This window comes from Streptomyces sp. JNUCC 63 (assembly GCF_054366325.1).
Window position 1 is genome coordinate 1,974,551 of the sequence record NZ_CM135963.1, and the last position, 17,006, is coordinate 1,991,556.

At 69.5% G+C, this 17,006-nt stretch carries 13 protein-coding genes and 2 pseudogenes; 9 read left to right on the forward strand and 6 right to left on the reverse strand.

Going from position 1 to position 17,006, the window contains the following annotated elements; all coding sequences use genetic code 11:
* Positions 1–207: 207 nt before the first annotated feature.
* The 7 genes and pseudogenes from ACX25U_RS08945 to ACX25U_RS08975 all read left to right on the forward strand — a co-directional run.
* A pseudogene (locus ACX25U_RS08945) lies at positions 208–1,698 on the forward strand (polymorphic toxin type 30 domain-containing protein); the annotation flags it as partial.
* A 53-nt stretch (positions 1,699–1,751) separates the two neighbouring features.
* Entirely contained in the window at positions 1,752–2,039 is a 288-nt protein-coding gene (locus ACX25U_RS08950; protein ID WP_454390336.1) for a hypothetical protein, read from the forward strand.
* Between the two features lie 281 nt (positions 2,040–2,320).
* Complete coding sequence (locus tag ACX25U_RS08955) at positions 2,321–3,022, forward strand: hypothetical protein (protein ID WP_454390338.1); 702 nt, start codon at positions 2,321–2,323, stop codon at positions 3,020–3,022.
* A gap of 87 nt (positions 3,023–3,109) precedes the next feature.
* Positions 3,110–3,549: pseudogene (locus ACX25U_RS08960) on the forward strand (metallophosphoesterase); the annotation flags it as partial.
* A gap of 680 nt (positions 3,550–4,229) precedes the next feature.
* Positions 4,230–5,474: an IS110 family RNA-guided transposase gene (locus tag ACX25U_RS08965; protein ID WP_454390340.1), complete on the forward strand. Its 1,245-nt coding sequence runs from the start codon at positions 4,230–4,232 to the stop codon at positions 5,472–5,474.
* Positions 5,475–6,440: 966 nt separating this feature from the next.
* Positions 6,441–7,751, forward strand: coding sequence for a hypothetical protein (locus tag ACX25U_RS08970; RefSeq protein ID WP_454390341.1), 1,311 nt, complete (start codon positions 6,441–6,443; stop codon positions 7,749–7,751).
* Positions 7,703–9,154, forward strand: a complete 1,452-nt coding sequence (locus ACX25U_RS08975) for a hypothetical protein (protein ID WP_454390343.1) — start codon at positions 7,703–7,705, stop codon at positions 9,152–9,154. Before ACX25U_RS08970 ends, ACX25U_RS08975 begins: the two co-directional genes overlap by 49 nt.
* A 253-nt stretch (positions 9,155–9,407) precedes the next feature.
* Here ACX25U_RS08975 and ACX25U_RS08980 read toward each other — a convergent pair whose 3' ends face one another.
* The 4 genes from ACX25U_RS08980 to ACX25U_RS08995 all read right to left on the reverse strand — a co-directional run bounded on the left by ACX25U_RS08980 (position 9,408) and on the right by ACX25U_RS08995 (position 13,983).
* Positions 9,408–9,689: a hypothetical protein gene (locus ACX25U_RS08980; protein ID WP_454390345.1), complete on the reverse strand. Its 282-nt coding sequence runs from the start codon at positions 9,687–9,689 to the stop codon at positions 9,408–9,410.
* Positions 9,686–10,054 carry a hypothetical protein gene (locus ACX25U_RS08985; protein WP_454390347.1) on the reverse strand — a complete coding sequence of 123 codons (369 nt, stop codon included), beginning with the start codon at positions 10,052–10,054 and terminating at the stop codon, positions 9,686–9,688. Before ACX25U_RS08985 ends, ACX25U_RS08980 begins: the two co-directional genes overlap by 4 nt.
* A gap of 434 nt (positions 10,055–10,488) precedes the next feature.
* Positions 10,489–11,832 (reverse strand): class I SAM-dependent RNA methyltransferase, encoded by a 1,344-nt coding sequence (locus ACX25U_RS08990; protein ID WP_454390349.1) that lies wholly within the window; start codon positions 11,830–11,832, stop codon positions 10,489–10,491.
* 99 nt (positions 11,833–11,931) lie between these two features.
* A complete protein-coding gene (locus ACX25U_RS08995) occupies positions 11,932–13,983 on the reverse strand; it encodes an APC family permease (protein ID WP_454390351.1) in 2,052 nt (683 codons plus the stop codon).
* A 444-nt stretch (positions 13,984–14,427) separates the two neighbouring features.
* On the opposite strand from ACX25U_RS08995, the gene ACX25U_RS09000 reads away from it, so the two are divergent.
* Together ACX25U_RS09000 and ACX25U_RS09005 are read left to right on the forward strand one after the other, a co-directional pair.
* On the forward strand, positions 14,428–15,099 hold the full coding sequence (locus tag ACX25U_RS09000; protein WP_454390353.1) for a potassium channel family protein: 672 nt from the start codon (positions 14,428–14,430) through the stop codon (positions 15,097–15,099).
* Positions 15,099–15,767, forward strand: coding sequence for a potassium channel family protein (locus tag ACX25U_RS09005; RefSeq protein ID WP_454390355.1), 669 nt, complete (start codon positions 15,099–15,101; stop codon positions 15,765–15,767). Before ACX25U_RS09000 ends, ACX25U_RS09005 begins: the two co-directional genes overlap by 1 nt.
* 65 nt (positions 15,768–15,832) lie before the next feature.
* Here ACX25U_RS09005 and ACX25U_RS09010 read toward each other — a convergent pair whose 3' ends face one another.
* Positions 15,833–16,597 (reverse strand): DUF3159 domain-containing protein, encoded by a 765-nt coding sequence (locus tag ACX25U_RS09010; RefSeq protein ID WP_454390357.1) that lies wholly within the window; start codon positions 16,595–16,597, stop codon positions 15,833–15,835.
* A 3-nt stretch (positions 16,598–16,600) separates the two neighbouring features.
* On the reverse strand, positions 16,601–16,999 hold the full coding sequence (locus tag ACX25U_RS09015; RefSeq protein WP_454390359.1) for an OB-fold nucleic acid binding domain-containing protein: 399 nt from the start codon (positions 16,997–16,999) through the stop codon (positions 16,601–16,603).
* Positions 17,000–17,006: the final 7 nt, after the last annotated feature.

Below are 17,006 nucleotides of genomic sequence, written 5' to 3' on the forward strand. Positions count from 1 at the left end.
GCGGCAGGGCACCGGTCACGCCGGCCGGTGCCCTGCCGCACTCCCGGCCACGGCAGGTCCCGGCGCTTCGCTCCGCCTCCGTCGGCTCCGGATCCGTATCCCGACGAACTCGCCGAGGTACGCGTGGCGTTCCCCTGTGTCACGGCAACCATGCGGGAATGGGTGCCTGCCCCGTCCGACCTCCGGCGAACGTCCGGCGGGCCCGGCCACCTGACCACCGGTGGCCACCACATCGCCTTCGCCTACGACGCCGCGGGCCGTGAACTGTCCCGGGCCTTCGACGACTTCTTCACGGTGCACTCCGCCTGGGACGAGTCGGGACGGCTGGCCGCCCAGCACCTGACCGCACACGGCCACACCCTCAACAGCCGCGCGTACTCCTACCGCGCCGACGGCCACCTCATCACGCTCGCCGACCAACTCTCGGGCACCCGTGCCTTCGACCTCGACCCGGCCGGCCGCGTCACCTCCGTGACCGCTGACGGCTGGAGCGAGCGGTACGCCTACGACGCGAGCGGCAACCAGACCGAGGCGTCCTGGCCGGCCTCCCACCCGGGTCACAAGGCCACCGGTCCCCGGACGTAAGAGGGCACCGCCCTCACTCGCGCCGGAAGCGTCCGCTATGAACACGACCCTCTTGGTCGCGTGACTCTGCGCCAAAGGACCGGCCTGTCCCGCAAGGCGGACACCTGGCGCTACACGTGGGACACCGAGGACCGCCTCACCTCCGTCGTCACCCCCGACGGGACGCGGTGGCGGTACCGCTGCGACCCGCTGGACCGCCGCACCGCCAAGCAGCGCCTCGCCGCCGACAGCGAAACGGCCGTTGAGGAGGTTCTCTCCACCTGGGACGGTGCGGCACTGTGCGAACAGACCACGGTGTCTCAGGACATGCCCAATCCGGTGGCCCTCACGTGGGACCACCGCGGCCTGGCGCCGCTGGCTCAGACCGAGCGCATCCTCACCCCGGACGTCCGGCAGGAGGAGATCGACCGCCGGTTCTTCGCCATCGCCACCGACCTCATCGGCACTCCCACTGAACTGGTCGACGAGAACGGTGACATAGCCTGGCGCACCCGGACCACGCTGTGGGGCACCACCGCATGGACCAACGCCAGCAACACCTGTACTCCGCTCCGGTTTCCCGGCCAGTACTACGACCCGGAGACCGGCCTCCACTACAACGTCTTCCGCCACTACGATCCCGCGACGGCCCGTTATCTCACCACGGATCCGCTTGGTTTGGAACCCGCTCCCAATCCGACGGCATATGTGGTCAACCCATACCTGTGGGCCGACCCGCTGGGCCTGTCCCCCTATCCCTCCCGCGTCGAGGGGGGTGGCTGGGACGTGCGCGGTCACAACCCGCTCGACATCGTTCCCGACGATGCCGAGATGCGGATACTCAAGCCGGACCCCAATGGCGGTGCACAGAAGGGGGTGGAATACAAATGGGAAGATCCCGAGACGGGCAACAAGGTTCGCCTGCGGGTGCACGACAAGGACGGAACTGCTCCCGCCGGCTCCAACGCGGCAAACGGAGATATCTACCGCATATCGATCGGCGGGAAATACCAGGACGAGGCGGGGAACCTGTATCACCGGCAGGTCCACAACCCGAACAGCCCGCACTACAATCCGGATGCGGCCCATGCCACACACATCCCCTGGCCGGCCCAGTTTCCACTTCCGTACTAGTGACGAACGGGTGTTTCACATTGAAGTCTCACGACTTCATCAGCATTGCGCGAATGATCCTGGAAGTCGATGCACAGGCACGAGAACGCGCGGCCGACGAAGTGTCCGACCACGTGGGTGCATATACGTCTGCCCAGGCGTCGGCTCTGGCGACACTGCTGGCGGCAATTGCTGTCTCCGAAAGGGAGAACTCCGCCCTGGAAGCCGAGTTGCACGCCATCATCGAACTCACATCCACCGGTCATGTCGACCTTGACCACATTTCACCTCTGCGTGACATCGTCCTCGGCGACCTTCCTCCTCAGCTCCGCGACTATGTCAGCGATCTGCTGGAAGGATGAAGGCTCAAGACGGGCAGCCAGTGCCGTCCGGTCCCAGAACACCGCCACGCCGCGAGGAACCGGACGAGACGAGGCATCACCGCGCCCCGCAGGTTTCGGCGCACGGAAGGAATGGGCGAACGGTGCGAAAGGAGCGAAGAAACCCGTTCCCCGTGGCATCAAATCCTCGACAGCAGCCGGCAGGGACCCGAACGGCCATCAGACTGACGTTCGACGGCGACTGGCACGCCACCATGCCGGATGATCCACTGCCCGTCACGCCCCGCCTCGTAGGTACCTCGGTGGACATCGCGCCCTACACGGACGCGAGAGAACGTGAGCGGTTCCTGGCGCACACGTTCGGCAGCCAGGACTGGCTCTGGGGTGCGCCCGACGTCCTCCGCTCCGACCCGGCCAGCAGGAAGTTGGTCGGGGCTCAATTCCGGATGCCGAAACAGTCGGCCTCCGCCGAGGACCGTGCCCGCCTCCCTCTCACACCCGCCGTGCGCCCCGGCGGACTCCGTGCGGACGAAGTCCGGGATTCCCGGCAGGAGATGTGCACGGCGCTGTGCCGCGCTCCCGGGGACGCCGTACTGGCCTGTCTGCGCGACCTCGACGTCCTCGACGAGCCGCTGGAAGCCCGCATCGGCATCGCCTCCGACGTGGCGCTCCTCGTCCAGCACGGCACCGTCGTCGGCTGGAGCCTGACCGACCCGGCCCGCTACCTGACCACCGGGTTCGCCGCCCCCGACCTCACCCCGCCCCTCCCCGCCACCCGCCACCTGCTCACCGAGTGCCTGGACCCGATCACCACTCCGGTGATCGACGGCCTGGTGGACGGCGAACCGGCCGCCCTTGCCCGGCTCCGCGCCGCCGACGAAGCCCTGCGCGCCCAGCGCGAGGACCGGCACCGGGCCGACGCCCCGCGCGCGCTCATCACCACGCAGGTTGCGCCCAACGGACACCCGGAGCGTCGAACGAGCGTCACACCGGACCGGGCCTGAGCGACGGCTGTGCCGGTTGGCAGGGCCGCCGAGGCGGCCCGCGCGCCCCGCCGGTCCTGCCGCCCGTGAGGGATCTCGCTCACGCCCGCCGGCGTCGAGCCGTGGATCGAGAAGGTACGGGATCGGGGGCTGCGCGCGCTGGAGAACGCCCGCACAGAACTGCCCGGCTTCGACCTGGCGGGCGTCAACGACGTCCGAGGCGAAGAAGAGGAAGAGGGCCAGGGCCCCGACTTCGGCAAGGCCCTCGGCGACCGCGACCGTTCCCATACCGCCGTCCTCTTCGCCCACCAACCCGTCGTCATCCAGGCCGCCGTCCGCCACGGCGTCGACTCCAGCTCCCCGGCCACACCCACGGCGGTCAGTTCTGGCCCAGCGACCTCCTCGCCGAATTGGCCAACCCCACCGTCGCCGGACTGGAACTCTGCGGCGGCACCCAGTTGTACGTCATCTGCGGCGCCTGGGGCCCGCCCGTCCGCGTGGGCGCACCGTCCGACATCACCGTCATCGAAGTCGCGTCGAAGCAGGCACAGTCCCCGGCCGGCTACGCGGCGACCGGCACAACTCACCGCACGTTCCGAAGCATCTGGAACGTGCGGCTCACGTTCCTGTTTCGCGTTCGGGGAGTATGCCGGCGGTCCGGCTCGAGCTGTCGGCCCAAGGGGCTCCGCCGTTCCGATTCGGTACGGACCGGCAAACCTGACGCTTTGCCGGAACCAGCGTCGAGCGAGCGTCAGGACGGTTGTCACCCGCCCTCTCGCAGTGAGGGCCACGCATCAGTCATCCCGCACGCCACCCTACGAAGCCGCAGGTCAGCAGCACATCCCGGTCTCGCGACATCTTCCACGTCGTGCGCCCACGGAAACATGTCGACGCAACCCGTCCAAAGTCCGGAAAATTAGAAAACTGGCAGGTCAGCGATCCAGCGCACCTTCGGTGCGCGCCGGGGGCGTGGTAAATCCCGTGGCGCGCTGGGGATGCTTCTGTGTGCCCCTGACGTGGGCCGGTGCTGGTTCGGGATCGTGGTGGGGTTCGTTCCGGCCGAAACCGATTGCTCTGTGATGCCGGTGAGCTCGCAGGTCAGCGTGGTGCTGGGGGCCGTCCACGGGGACCGTGGAGTGTTGCTGTGAGCACGTGCGTCAGAATTCCTGATTCACCCTGGCCCTCCCGGAACGGCGTACTACTCGTCCGTTGAGGGGGGGATCGGGACGTGGACGTGCTGCACGAACGCTGCGCCGGTGTGGACATCAGCAAGAAGGACGCCAAGGCGTGCGTCCGCACCCCGAGTACCAAACGGCGCGGGTCGTTCGCCACCGAGACCACCACCTGGGGATCGACCACGAACGCGGTGCTCGCACTGCGGGATCACCTGCTCGCCGCCGAGGTCACCCTCGTCGTGATCGAAGCGACCTCGGACTACTGGAAGCCCTTCTACTACCTGCTGGCCGAGGACTTGAACGTAATCCTGGTCAACGCACGGCAGGTCAAGAACCTGCCCGGCCGCAAGACCGACGTCTCGGACGCGGCCTGGCTGGCTCAGCTCGGCGCGCACGGCCTGGTCCGCCCTTCGTTCGTGCCGCCCCAGCCGGTGCGCGAACTGCGGGATCTGACCCGGGCCCGCACCCAGATGACCCGCGAGCGCGGCCAGATCGTGCAGCGGCTGGAGAAACTGCTGGAGGACACCGGCATCAAACTCGCCGCGGTCGCCTCCGACATCATGGGCGTCTCCGGCCGCGCCATGCTGGAGGCCCTCATCAGCGGCGAACGCGACCCGCAGGTCCTTGCGGACCCGGCCAAGCGCAGGCTCCGCAACAAGATCCCCGAACTGACCGAGGCGCTGACCGGCCGCTTCCGCGCCCACCACGCGTTCCTGGCCCGGCTGCACCTGGACCACTACGACCAGCTCACCTGCGCGATCGGGCAGCTGGATGCACGGATCGAGGAGGCGATGGCCCCCTTTCGTCCCGCGCTCGACCTCCTGGACACCATCCCCGGAATCAACCGGGCCGTCGCCGAGGTGATCATCGCGGAGACCGGCGGTGACATGAACCGGTTCGCCTCCGCCAAGCACCTCGCCTCCTGGGCCGGGGTCTGCCCCGGCCACCACGAGTCCGCCGGCCGCACCAAGAGCGCCAAGGTCCGTCCCGGCAACCCGTATCTCAAAGGCGCCCTCGGTCTGGCCGCCTTTGGCGCCGTAAGAACCAAGGACACCTACCTCCAGGCCCGTTACAAGCGACTCACCGCCCGCCGCGGCCCGCTCAAGGCCCTGGTCGCCGTCGAGCACTCGATCATCACCGCGATCTGGCACATGCTCACCGACAACGTTCCCTACCACGAGCTCGGCGGCACCTACTTCACCCAGCACGACCCCGAACGCGCCACCCGCCGAGCGATCAACGCGCTCAACCAGCTCGGCTACACCGTCACCCTCAACCCTCTGGAAGGCGCGGCCTGAACGACCAGCGCCAGGACACCCGGCGACCAGCACGGCCACCGGGCACCCAACCCCGCCCGCACCCACCCTGACCTGCAGCTATTTACGCGTCAGAGGCCCTTTACTGCGGGCTCCAGGATGGCGACACACTCCACGTGCGAGGTCATCGGAAACATGCTCGAATCACGCCTTCCGGGCAAAGCCGCAGGTCAGATGCCCTTTTCCGTGCGCCAGAAGACTCTTGTGAAAGCCCGAGCGTCAAACGAGCGTCACAGCCGCGCACCCACTGCTCCACCAATCCCTACCGCTCCGGCCGCCTCCTCACGGCGCGGCACTCGGTGGTCTGCCCCAGACTACCCACCGAGGGGAAGGCCGACTGAGCGAGACACTCACCCAGCTGGCCGATCGATCAGTCACGGAGCGTATCCGGCTGAACCGTTGCAGGTTCGGTAGAGGACCACGCTGGGCGGCCGGCGAGAGCAACAGGGGAAGTGTGACCTACGGGAGGTCGTGGCAGCTCCGGGAGCACAGATTCCGTGCTGACGACTGCTCATTGTCGGCGCCCTCTGGTAAGACTGCTGCACATCACACTTATCGGTGCGAGGCTCGGCAGGGGTGACCCACCGGGGGGTGGGTCCGCTGGGTGCCGGCCTGCTGACCACAGGCTGAGCACCGGGGACGCAAGGGGGTTGGGCGAGGCATTCCGTTTCTGGGTTCCGGCAGTGGCTTCTCGGGAGGCCGCAGCTGATGATGCGGATGATGCGCCACGTCGAGAAGACTCACAGTCCGGCACTCCTGAACTACCCGGGTGCCCCCGCCCCCACGGCTCGTCGGCGACCGCCAGGCGCGCGGCTCTGGATCAGCCGGGCTCCGGAGGAAGTTCTGCACATCCTGTGCTACTGCGGCCTGAGTGTCGGTTGCTCACAGCTGGTGGAGCTGGGGCAGGGGAATTTCCTTGAGGATCCGGATCTGGATCAGCTCGTCCGGATGCTCGAGATGCTGCCGCCCGAACTCGCGCAACTGGTCGTGTACGGGCTGACGTTCGCGTCACATCTGCCGACTCACCGGTTCACGGAGAGCCATGCCGAGGAACTCCGGAGGGCGGTGGCCATCGAGGGAGAACCGGTGGCGGCCGACATCTGGGAGCGCCCGTCCTGCATCCCGGCGATGCGGGGTGATGAGGCGGAGGGCGGGGCGGCGGCCGGCGAGGGCGCCGGTTCGGTGGTGGAGGCCCAGGCGCCGGCTGTGCCGGACCCTGACGTCCTGTCGCTGCGAACCACCGCGCTTCGCGAGGAAGCCGCTGAACTCGTGGACAAGCTGGAGGCGTTCGCCGCTGCCGTCAGGGAGGGACGGCAGCCTGACGGACACGAGGCATTGCTGAGCGCCGTGACGTCCTGGATGCGGGAGCGGCAGTTCCTGGCCGAGGCCTTCGCGGAGGCGGTATCTGCGGCGGCCGAAGACGCGGAGCCCTCCGACCCCTGGGGTCCGGATGCCGGCTGGCTCGAGGCCGCGGCGCTGACCGAGCGGCTGCGTGAGGAGGAACGGGAACGGGGACGGATCGCTCAGGAGATCGCCAAGGTCGTGCAAGCGCGCGACGAGGCGGTGGGGTTGATTGAGCAGGCCGTCAGTGACCTGATGCGGCAGGCCCTCGTCGACCAGGTCGCGCAGTTCGACCGGAAGCTCCGTAAGCTCCGTGGTGACCCGGTGGCCGACACTACGTCGTCCGAGGCGGAGAGCGACTCCGCGACGGACGCCAGTGCGGACCGTGTGTCTCCGGGCGAAGGGAGCGGCGAGACGGATCCGGGGCCGGGCCCCGGCCCGGCCCCCAAGGACAAGACCCTCGGCCCGGAGGGCGAAGCCATTCCGCCTGGCGCGGACTACGAGGTTCGCGGACAGGGCGACACGCCCGCGTCTCAGGACGGGGGAGCCGGGGACTCGTTCAGCAGCGGGAACACCCCAGAACCGGTCGCGGCAGCGACGACGGAGGCCGCGATCCCCGGCCCTGAGGCCGAAGCCGTCGACCGGCCCGACGAGATGGCGGCCCAGGACACTGGTGCCGCCCAAGTCCGGGTGGAGCCCGCTTCCCCCGGCTCCGGCGAGCACCACGATGACGAGGGCCGGACCGGCGGGGACCCGCGCGAGGCCCCTGCCCCCACCACCCCCGGCCCCCGGCGTCGTCCCGCACCGAGCCCGGCGCCGACGAAGCGACCCCCGCCCCGGCCGACGGCTGGGCCGGAGCCGAAGCCACCGTGGAGGCCCTGGTCGCCGAGGGTCGGCTCGCCGAGGCGTACTGGGTGAGCCGTGCCGCCGGCGCGTCGGAGCACCGCACGCTCGCCCTCGCCTTTGCGGACGCCGCGTTCCACGATTCGCCCGCCTCAGCCTCCGACCTGCAGGTGAAGGCCGGGGAATTCCTGGACGCCGTCACGCGAAGCCGTCCCCTGGAGGACGACCGCGACGCCCAGTTCATGCTGCTGACGGCAGCCGTACGTAGCGGCATCTCGGCCCGCTGGGCGAGCAGCGTCCTCACCGGCGACCACACGTCCGTCCCCGGTCTTCCGGACCCTTGGGCGAGGGTTCTCGACGGCTTGGTGCTCGCCGTACGCAAGGGCGCGGAGATCAAGCCGGGCGGTCTGCGCGCCGGCGTCGCGGCCGTTGAGACCAACCGGTTCGAGAGAATCGCCGACCAGGCCCGTCAGCTCGCGGTCGACCTGCCGAAGCGGAAGATCCGCTACCAGCGGGCCACGGTCGTTCTGCAGGCGCTGGCCGGGCCCGAAGGGGTGCTCGGCGAGACCCTGCACGCGATCGAGGAGTGGGCCAGGAAGGGCGGCAAGTCCGGCGCGGAGAAGCTGTCCGGGCTGATGGAGGAGCACTTCCGGCGCGCCGATGCCGCGGACCGCCTGATCGACGACACCGACCGGGTCAAGCGCACCACCAAGCAGGCCAAGAACGACATCCACTCCGGCGCCCGTCTTCAGCTCCGCACGCACGTCAAGAGTGTCCAGGACCTCCTGAAGGCGGCCCTGCGCGCCGCCGAGGCGCCGACGGCGTCGGGCAGCGGTGCCATCGGTCCCGAGCTGCCGACGGCGCTCGAGGCCGCCAGGGAGGCGGGGCGGCCCCCGGGCGTGGGCGGCGCGCTGTTCGACCTGCTGGTGCGATGGCTCGACCGGTCCTACACGCCCGGGATCAGGGACGAGGACGTCCGGTTCCCGCCGCCGGCGGACGCGCTGCTGATGCTGCCGGGCCTGTCCTGGCGTTCGGAGGACGGCAGGTACCTGCCCGACGTCGCTGGCCCGGAGGCGTTCTCCGCGCTCGCGGACATGCTCGGCCCGAATGACCCGGCCCGTGCCCTCGCCTGGCACCGCGTCCTGCTGCCCCTGGTGGACGAGGCCCGCACCGCCTTCATTGATCTGGTCCCCGGCCTCCTGCGCAAGGAGATCAGCCTCGACTATTTCCGCGAACAGGCTCGCTCCCAGTACCAGGTCAAGAAGCAGCTCCCCGCCGCCCCGCTTGTCGAACTGGAGGTGGCCGACCTACAGCGCGCCTCCCGCCTCCTCACCCTCACCACCGAACAGCAGCGCCGCCTGGACATCCTCTGCGACGCCCGTAATTTCCTCTCCCATCTCCAGCCGCTGGCCCATCGGCAGCTCATGGCTGTGGCTCATGCGCTCATCAGCGACTGGGTGGCGGACGACGTGGAGTGAGAGGATCCCGGGGCGATTCCGTGGCAGGTGGGCCGCTGGAGGCGCTGGACAGACGCGATGCGGAATGAGTCCCACCGGGGCAGGGATCTCGCCAGTTCACTGCCTGCGCTCCCCTTGAACCGCCCTACGCAGCCTACCTGGAGAACGACGACGGCTTCGAGGTCGAACTCGTTGCGATCAAGTCACCCGAGCCGAACTGAGATCAACCAAGTCCACAAGTCTTGACGATTATTCCCACGCCCCAGGAAGACCTTCAGAGAAGGTGGAACGGCGGAACCACTTCGACCACGGCGAGAAGAGGCGGTCGGCTGTACGGCAGGGACTGGGTCGTGAACCAGCCTCCGCACGGCAGGTCATGCCGACGGGCAGTCCCCGAGGTCGGCTCACCAAGCTCGGCAGGATCAATACCGAGGTTCGCCATCTCGACGAGCTGATCGGCGATGTCCTTCACTTCGTCGCGGACAAGCTGCGGATAGCTGATCTCGTCCTCGGCATGGAAGGCATACTCCCATACCCAGAGGTCGTCAAAGCTCACCGAGCGTCCGCCTCGTGGAGGCCCACCTCGACTGCCGCACTGCGACGGATGCGGCTGATCTCCGTGGCAATCGTCCGTGCCTCGTCCAGGCTGGTAACCCTCGCCGCACGCGCCTCCAGGTCACGGAGCCGGGCGGATGTCTCCGGCCTGCGGGCTATGGCCACCTCCACAGCCCAGCCCTGCACGAAGTTTCGCAGCGGCGTCGCGGAGACACTAAGCCTGGCCTTGGCCGTGGCCGCCACCCGCGCCTCGTCGAACCGTGGAAGAAGCTCCGGGGCGACCTGGGCCAGCGCCGAACGGATCGCCTCCACCTGCATAGGCGGCTGCGGGACGTCGGCCGCCGCCTCGTGCGCAGGCTCACTCATATGTCAGCGCTCCTCTCCTGGACCCTGTCCCGACGAGCGTGCACCCACGCCCCTCCCGCTATCAAGCCCACCCGGAAAACAACACCCGATCGAAAGCTCCCTGCCCCGCCGAAAGCCTGGACGGCCGGAACCCGGCGGCTCGGCGCATCACCCTCTGTAATTGAGTGTGTCTGGTAGACCGGCGCCTCACAGCACGCAGCACGCACAGGAACACTGTGGTGGAGAACGGTCGCCGGCAGAGCCTCTCGGCCCTCCCTGCCCACAGGCAATTCGAGCGTCGTATGAGCGTCAAGATTTCCCGCAAGTTGGCTCGTCCTAGACCTCCCGCGAATCTCGTCAGCAGAAAACCCGCAGGTGGGGACGGGGCGACTCGCCCGACCTGTTGCGCACAGGAAAACGGGTCGAGAGTCGACCCGAAACGGAAAACCCGCAGGTCAAGCAGCCTTCTTAGCAGGCTCCAGAATCGCCACGCACTCCACGTGATGCGTCATCGGAAACAGGTCGAACGCCCGCAGCGTCCGTACCCGGTAGCCGCCCTCGCGGAAGTACGCCAGGTCGCGGGCGAGGGCCGCCGGGTCGCAGGCGACGTAGGCGATGCGGCGGGCGCCCAGGGAGGAGAGGTGGGCCACCGTCGCGCGGCCCGCGCCCGAGCGGGGCGGGTCCAGGACGACCAGGTCGACCTCGGTGATGCCGGTGCGCGGGAGGACGGACTCGACCTTGCCCTGTTCGATGCGGACGCGGGGGAAGTCGGCGAGGTTGTGCCGGGCGTCCTCGACCGCGCGTTTGCCGGACTCGATGCCGAGGACCGCGCCCTTGTCGCCGACGCGGTCGGCCAGGGCGCCGGCGAAGAGACCGACGCCGCAGTAGAGGTCCAGGGCCATGTCGCCCTTGCGGGGAAGCAGGCCCTGCATGACCGCCTTGACCAGGGTGTCCGCCGCCTTGGGATGGACCTGCCAGAAGCCGCCCCCGCCGACGCGGTGGGTGCGGCCGTCGGCGCGTTCGCGGACGAAGGGGCGGCCGTGGACGCGGTGGACGCCGCCGGTCTTCTCGTCGACCCGGAGGACGGAGACCGGACGGTCCAGTTCGACCAGCGGGAGGCGGGCGCCGGGGCGCGGGGTGAGGATCACCTGGCGGTCCTGCGAGCCCGTCGCCGCTATCGCCTCGACCGACTCCATGCCCGTCCAGTCGCGCTGCTCGATGCCCAGCTCGCTGACGCCCTCCGCCGCGATCATGCAGTGCTCGATCGGCTCGACCTCGTGCGAGCGGTGGCGGCGCAGGCCCGCCTTCCCCGTGGCCGGGTCGACCGCGTACTGCACACGTGTGCGCCACTGCGGGACCTCGCCCGCCGGCAGCTTGTCGCCCTCGGCCGGCATCACCGTGCCGTCCCAGCCGACCTCCTCGGGGGTGAGGCCCGCGAGCCGCTTCAGCTGCTCGGCGATCACCTCGCCCTTCAGCCGTCGCTGCGCCCCCGGCTTGGCGTGCTGCCAGTCGCAGCCGCCGCAGCGACCGGGGCCGGCGTAGGGGCAGGGGGCCTCGACACGGTCCTTGGAGGCGTCGATGATCCGTACCGCGTCCGCGCGCAGGAAGCGGGCGCCCTCCTCGCCCTCCGTCACCCGCGCCACGACCCGCTCACCGGGCAGCGCGTGCCGTACGAACAGCACCTGGCCCTCGGACGTGCGGGCGATGCAGTGGCCGCCGTGGGCGACGGGGCCGATCTCGACCTCGTACTCCTGCCCCACCAGCGACCTCGCCCGCGAGTTCTTCGGTTCTGCCTGCATGGCGGGGTGACTCCAGATCAGAGAGGGGGAAGGCCGGACAACAGCCCACCAGTCTACGTGGGTGCCGCCCGGCCGTTCACCGCGAGGACAGGACCGCTGTCAGTCCTTCGCCGCCGGTGACTCCTTCGCCCGGTCCTGGGCCGGCCCCCGCCGCACCGCACCCGGCGCGTTCCACTCCTGGCGCCTGCGGGCGCGCAGCTTGGCCGCCTCGGAGGAGGCCAGCTGGTAGGGCACCGAGGTCACCAGCACGCCGGGCGTGAACAGCAGCCTTCCCTTCAGGCGCAGCGCGCTCTGGTTGTGCAGCAGGTGCTCGTACCAGTGGCCGACGACGTACTCGGGGATGATCACCGAGACGGCATCCCGCGGGGACTCCTTGCGCAGGCTCTTGACGTACTCGATGACCGGCCTGGTGACCTCGCGGTACGGCGAGTCGAGCACCTTCAGCGGTACGTCGATGCCGCGCCGCTCCCACTCCTCGCGCAGCACCCTGGTCTCGGCCGGGTCCACGTTGACGGTGAGCGCCTCCAGGGTGTCCGAGCGCATCAGCTTGGCGTAGGCCAGCGCGCGCAGGGTGGGGCGGTGGATCTTGGAGATGAGGACGACGGAGTGGACGCGGGAGGGACGGACCACGTCGTCGGTCGGGCCCTCGGGGGCGGCGATCTCCTCGGCGACACGGTCGTAGTGCTTGCGGATCGCGGTCATCGTCACGAAGAAGACGCACATGCCGAGCACGGCCACCCAGGCGCCGTGCGTGAACTTGGTGAGGAGGACGACGACCAGCACCAGGCCGGTGAGGAAGGCGCCGAAGGTGTTGATGGCGCGGGAGCGGATCATGTGGCGGCGCCTGGCCGCGTCCCGCTCGGCGGCCAGATGCCGGTTCCAGTGCCTGACCATGCCGATCTGGCTGAGCGTGAAGGACACGAACACGCCGACGATGTACAGCTGGATCAGCCGGGTGGAGTCGGCGCCGTAGACGACGACCAGCAGTGCGGCGGCGCCCGCGAGCAGCACGATGCCGTTGGAGAAGGCGAGGCGGTCGCCGCGGGTGTGCAGCTGGCGGGGCAGATAGCGGTCCTGGGCGAGGATCGAGCCGAGCACCGGGAAACCGTTGTACGCGGTGTTCGCCGCGAGGAAGAGGACCAGCGCCGTGGCCGCGGCGAGCACGACGAACAGGAAGCTGCCCCGGCCGAACACCGCCTCGGCGACCTGGGAGATCACCGGGTCCTGGACGTAGCCGGAGCCGATCGGGACACCGTTGTGGAGCAGGTCGGTGGCCGGGTTCTGGGCCATGCGGACCTTGGTCGACATGGCGAGGGTGATGATGCCGCAGAACATCGTCACGGCCAGCAGGCCCATCAGCGCCAGCGTGGTCGCCGCGTTCCTCGACTTGGGCTTGCGGAAGGCCGGCACACCGTTGGAGATCGCCTCGACGCCGGTGAGCGCGGCACAGCCGGAGGAGAAGGTGCGCAGCAGCAGGAAGACGAGGGCGAAGCCGGCGAGTCCCTGGTGCTCGGCCTTGATCTCGAAGTCGGCCGTCGGCGCCCGCATGGTGTCGCCGAGCACCAGCCCGCGGAACGCGCCCCAGACGATCATGAGGAAGACGCCCGTGACGAAGACGTACGTCGGGATGGCGAAGAGCTTGCCCGACTCCTTCACTCCCCGCAGGTTCATCAGCGTCAGCAGCACGATCACGGCGACCGCGCAGAGCACCTTGTTCTCGACGACGAAGGGGATCGCGGAGCCCAGGTTCTCGATGCCGGAGGCGATGGAGACGGCGACGGTCATGACGTAGTCGACCAGGAGCGCGCTGGCGACCGTCAGGCCCGCCTTGGGGCCCAGGTTGGTGCCGGCCACCTCGTAGTCGCCGCCGCCGCTCGGGTAGGCGTGCACGTTCTGCCGGTAGGAGGCGACCACGGTGAACATCAGCACGGCGACCGCGACCGCGATCCAGGGGCTGAAGTGGTACGCCGACACGCCCGCGACGGACAGGACCAGCAGGACCTCCCCTGGCGCGTACGCCACGGAGGACAGCGGGTCGGAGGCGAAGACGGGGAGCGCGATCCGCTTCGGCAGAAGGGTCTCGCCCAGCCGGTCACTGCGCAGTGCGCGCCCGATCAGAATGCGTTTGGGCACGTCGGTCAGTTTGGACACAACAGAGGATCGTAAGCCTTTGGACTCCCGGTGGCCCACCGTCCCCCCACGCTCGAATGCGCTCGCGCGGGGACGCCCCCGCCCGGGATCTGCCTCACGGGTGAAATCCGGGGTCCAGGACCCGCGGATCGGGCAGGCGGGAGGTGCGCCGTGCCTAGATGTCCGGACCTCGCTCCTCGCCGAACCCCGGAGGTCCCATGCCCCCGACCGCGGAGCTGATCGGCGCCGCCGCCGCGTTGCTCGGCCTCGGATTCCTGACCCTCTACAGCGTGCGCAGCATCACCCGGCGCCGGCCGTTCGAGGCCGAGTGAGAGGCCGGGCGCCGGGGAACCGTCCGGCATGTGGCAGGGGGGTGCCCGCCCCGCACGGTGCGTGTGTAGCTTGTCCCTCTGTCTGAGACCCTGATGAGGCTGAGCAGTAGCTGTTGACACCGGAAGGACGGTCGTGCACATCGTCATCATGGGCTGCGGGAGAGTGGGCTCCGCTCTCGCCCAGACCCTGGAGCAACAGGGGCACACGGTCGCGGTGATCGACCAGGACCCCACCGCCTTCCGACGGCTGGGCCCCGGATTCGGCGGCCGCCGGGTCACCGGGATCGGCTTCGACCAGGACACCCTGCGCGAGGCGGGCATCGAGGAGGCCGGTGCCTTCGCGGCCGTCTCCAGCGGCGACAACTCGAACATCATCTCCGCGCGCGTGGCCCGCGAGATGTTCGGCGTGCAGAACGTCGCGGCCCGTATCTACGACCCCCGCCGCGCCGAGGTGTACCAGCGCCTGGGCATCCCGACCGTGGCCACGGTCCGCTGGACGGCCGACCAGATGCTGCGCCGGCTGCTGCCCTCGGGCGCGGAGCCGCTGTGGCGTGACCCGACCGGCGGCGTCCAGCTCGCCGAGGTGCACGCCTCGACGAAGTGGGTGGGTCACAAGATCAGCAGGCTGCAGGAGGAGACGGGCGTCCGGGTGGCGTTCCTGACCCGCCTCGGCGAGGCGATCCTGCCGTCTTCGCAGACGGTGCTGCAGGAGGGCGACCTCGTGCACGTGATGATGCGGACGGACGACGTGGAGAAGGTCGAGGCGGCGTTCGCCGAGGGCCCCGACGAGGGGAGCGGTCACTGATGAGGGTCGCCATTGCCGGTGCCGGCGCGGTCGGTCGCTCGATCGCGAGTGAGCTGCTGGAGAACGGCCACGAGGTCCTTCTCATCGACAAGGCGCCGACCGCGATCTCGGTCGAGCGCGTCCCACAGGCGGAGTGGCTGCTCGCCGACGCCTGCGAGATCACCTCGCTGGACGAGGCGGCGCTGCAGCGCTGCAACGTGGTGATCGCCGCGACGGGCGACGACAAGGTGAACCTGGTCGTCTCCCTGCTGGCGAGGACGGAGTACGGCGTGCCGCGGGTGGTGGCCCGCGTGAACAACCCGAAGAACGAGTGGCTGTTCAACGAGGCGTGGGGCGTGGACGTCGCCGTGTCCACCCCGCGCCTGATGTCCGCGCTGGTGGAGGAGGCGGTCAGCGTGGGCGACCTGGTCCGGCTGCTGCGCTTCAGCCACGGCGACGCCAACCTGGTGGAGCTGACCCTGCCGGAGGAGTCGGCGCTGGCCGGCACTCAGGTCGGCGACGTGGAGTGGCCCGAGGACACCTCGCTGGTCACCATCATCCGCGGCACCCGTGTGCTCACCCCGTCCCAGGAGGACTCCCTGGAGGCGGGCGACGAACTGCTGTTCGTGGCCGCGCAGGCGCGTGAGGAGCAGCTGGAGGACCTGCTGTCGGTCCGCCGGAAGGATTGACGGGTGACGACGGCGAGGGGCGCCCGGAGATCTCCGGGCGCCCCTCGCCGTCGTACGGGCCATGTTCACGTCTGGCGGCGGTGACGGCCGCCGGCCGGTGCTTCGCCGCGCTCCTGCGCGAGGGCCGCCTTGCGCTCCTCCTCGGCCTTTTCCTCGGCTTCCATCTCCGCGAACACGTCGATCGGCGGGGGCGCCTTCGCCAGGAAGACCCAGGTCAGCCAGACCGCCAGCAGGAACGGTGGGATCTTCAGCGTCACCAGGACCCAGCCGAGCTGTGCGGTGTCGGCCCACCAGTACAGCGGGAAGAGGATCGCGCACTTGGCGAGCAGGATCAGGCCCCAGGCCCAGCTGGCCTTGGCGTACGCCTTCTTGCGGCCCGGGTTGCGGGTGCGCCAGGAGAGGTTCTCCCGGAAGACCGGGCCGAGCATCAGGCCGATCAGTGGCACGCCGGCGAGGGTGGTGACGATGTACGCCAGTGCCAGGCCCAGCGTGTAGAGCATCCCCGGCAGGTAGAAGTCCTTGGCGTTGCCGGTCATCATCGCGAAGACCACGCCGAAGGCGACGCCGAAGACCCCGCTGAAGGCGTGCTTGACGGTGTCCCGCATCGCCAGCCGGACCACGACCAGCACCAGCGAGACGGCCAGGGCGGCGATCGCGGACCAGTGCAGGTTCTTGTTGATCGTGAAGACGGTGACGAAGATGAGGCCGGGCACCACCGTCTCGACCATGCCCCGGACCCCGCCGAACGCCTCGAACAGCGCGGCCTCCGTCACCGCCCGGGCGTCGTCGTCGGCCGTCGTGCCTTCGGTCGGCTTGTCGAGTGACGTCACCGGCTACTCCCGTCCGAGGGGTCGCAGTTCGTACTTGGGGTTGAAGAGCACCCGGCGGCCCCGGCTCATCGAGATCCGGCCCGATGCGATCAGCTTGCGCCCCGGTTCTATACCGACGATGGAACGCCTGCCGAGCCACACCACGTCCAGGGCGGCGGAGCCGTCGAACAGCTCGGCCTCCAGGGCCGGGACTCCGGCACGCGGGCGCAGGGTGACCGTGCGCAAGGTACCAGTTACCGTGACGATCTGCCGGTCGTGGCAGTCGTCGATCCGCGTACAGCCCGCGGTCTCGGCGTCCTCCCGCAGTTCCTCGGACTCCAGGTCCTCCTGCGACGAGGAGAGCCGGTCGAGCATGCGCCGGAACCGGCCCGCCGGCTTTTCGGAACGAGGAACAGCACTCATATCCCTG

Excerpts from the sequence above, each read along its gene's own strand:
- ACX25U_RS08990 (WP_454390349.1), bottom strand. The coding sequence starts at position 11,832 with ATGCAGGCAGAACCGAAGAACTCGCGGGCGAGGTCGCTGGTGGGGCAG.
- ACX25U_RS08985 (WP_454390347.1), bottom strand. The coding sequence starts at position 10,054 with ATGAGTGAGCCTGCGCACGAGGCGGCGGCCGACGTCCCGCAGCCGCCT.
- ACX25U_RS09015 (WP_454390359.1), bottom strand. The coding sequence starts at position 16,999 with ATGAGTGCTGTTCCTCGTTCCGAAAAGCCGGCGGGCCGGTTCCGGCGC.
- ACX25U_RS08970 (WP_454390341.1), top strand. The coding sequence starts at position 6,441 with ATGCTCGAGATGCTGCCGCCCGAACTCGCGCAACTGGTCGTGTACGGG.
- ACX25U_RS09005 (WP_454390355.1), top strand. The coding sequence starts at position 15,099 with ATGAGGGTCGCCATTGCCGGTGCCGGCGCGGTCGGTCGCTCGATCGCG.
- ACX25U_RS08950 (WP_454390336.1), top strand. The coding sequence starts at position 1,752 with ATGATCCTGGAAGTCGATGCACAGGCACGAGAACGCGCGGCCGACGAA.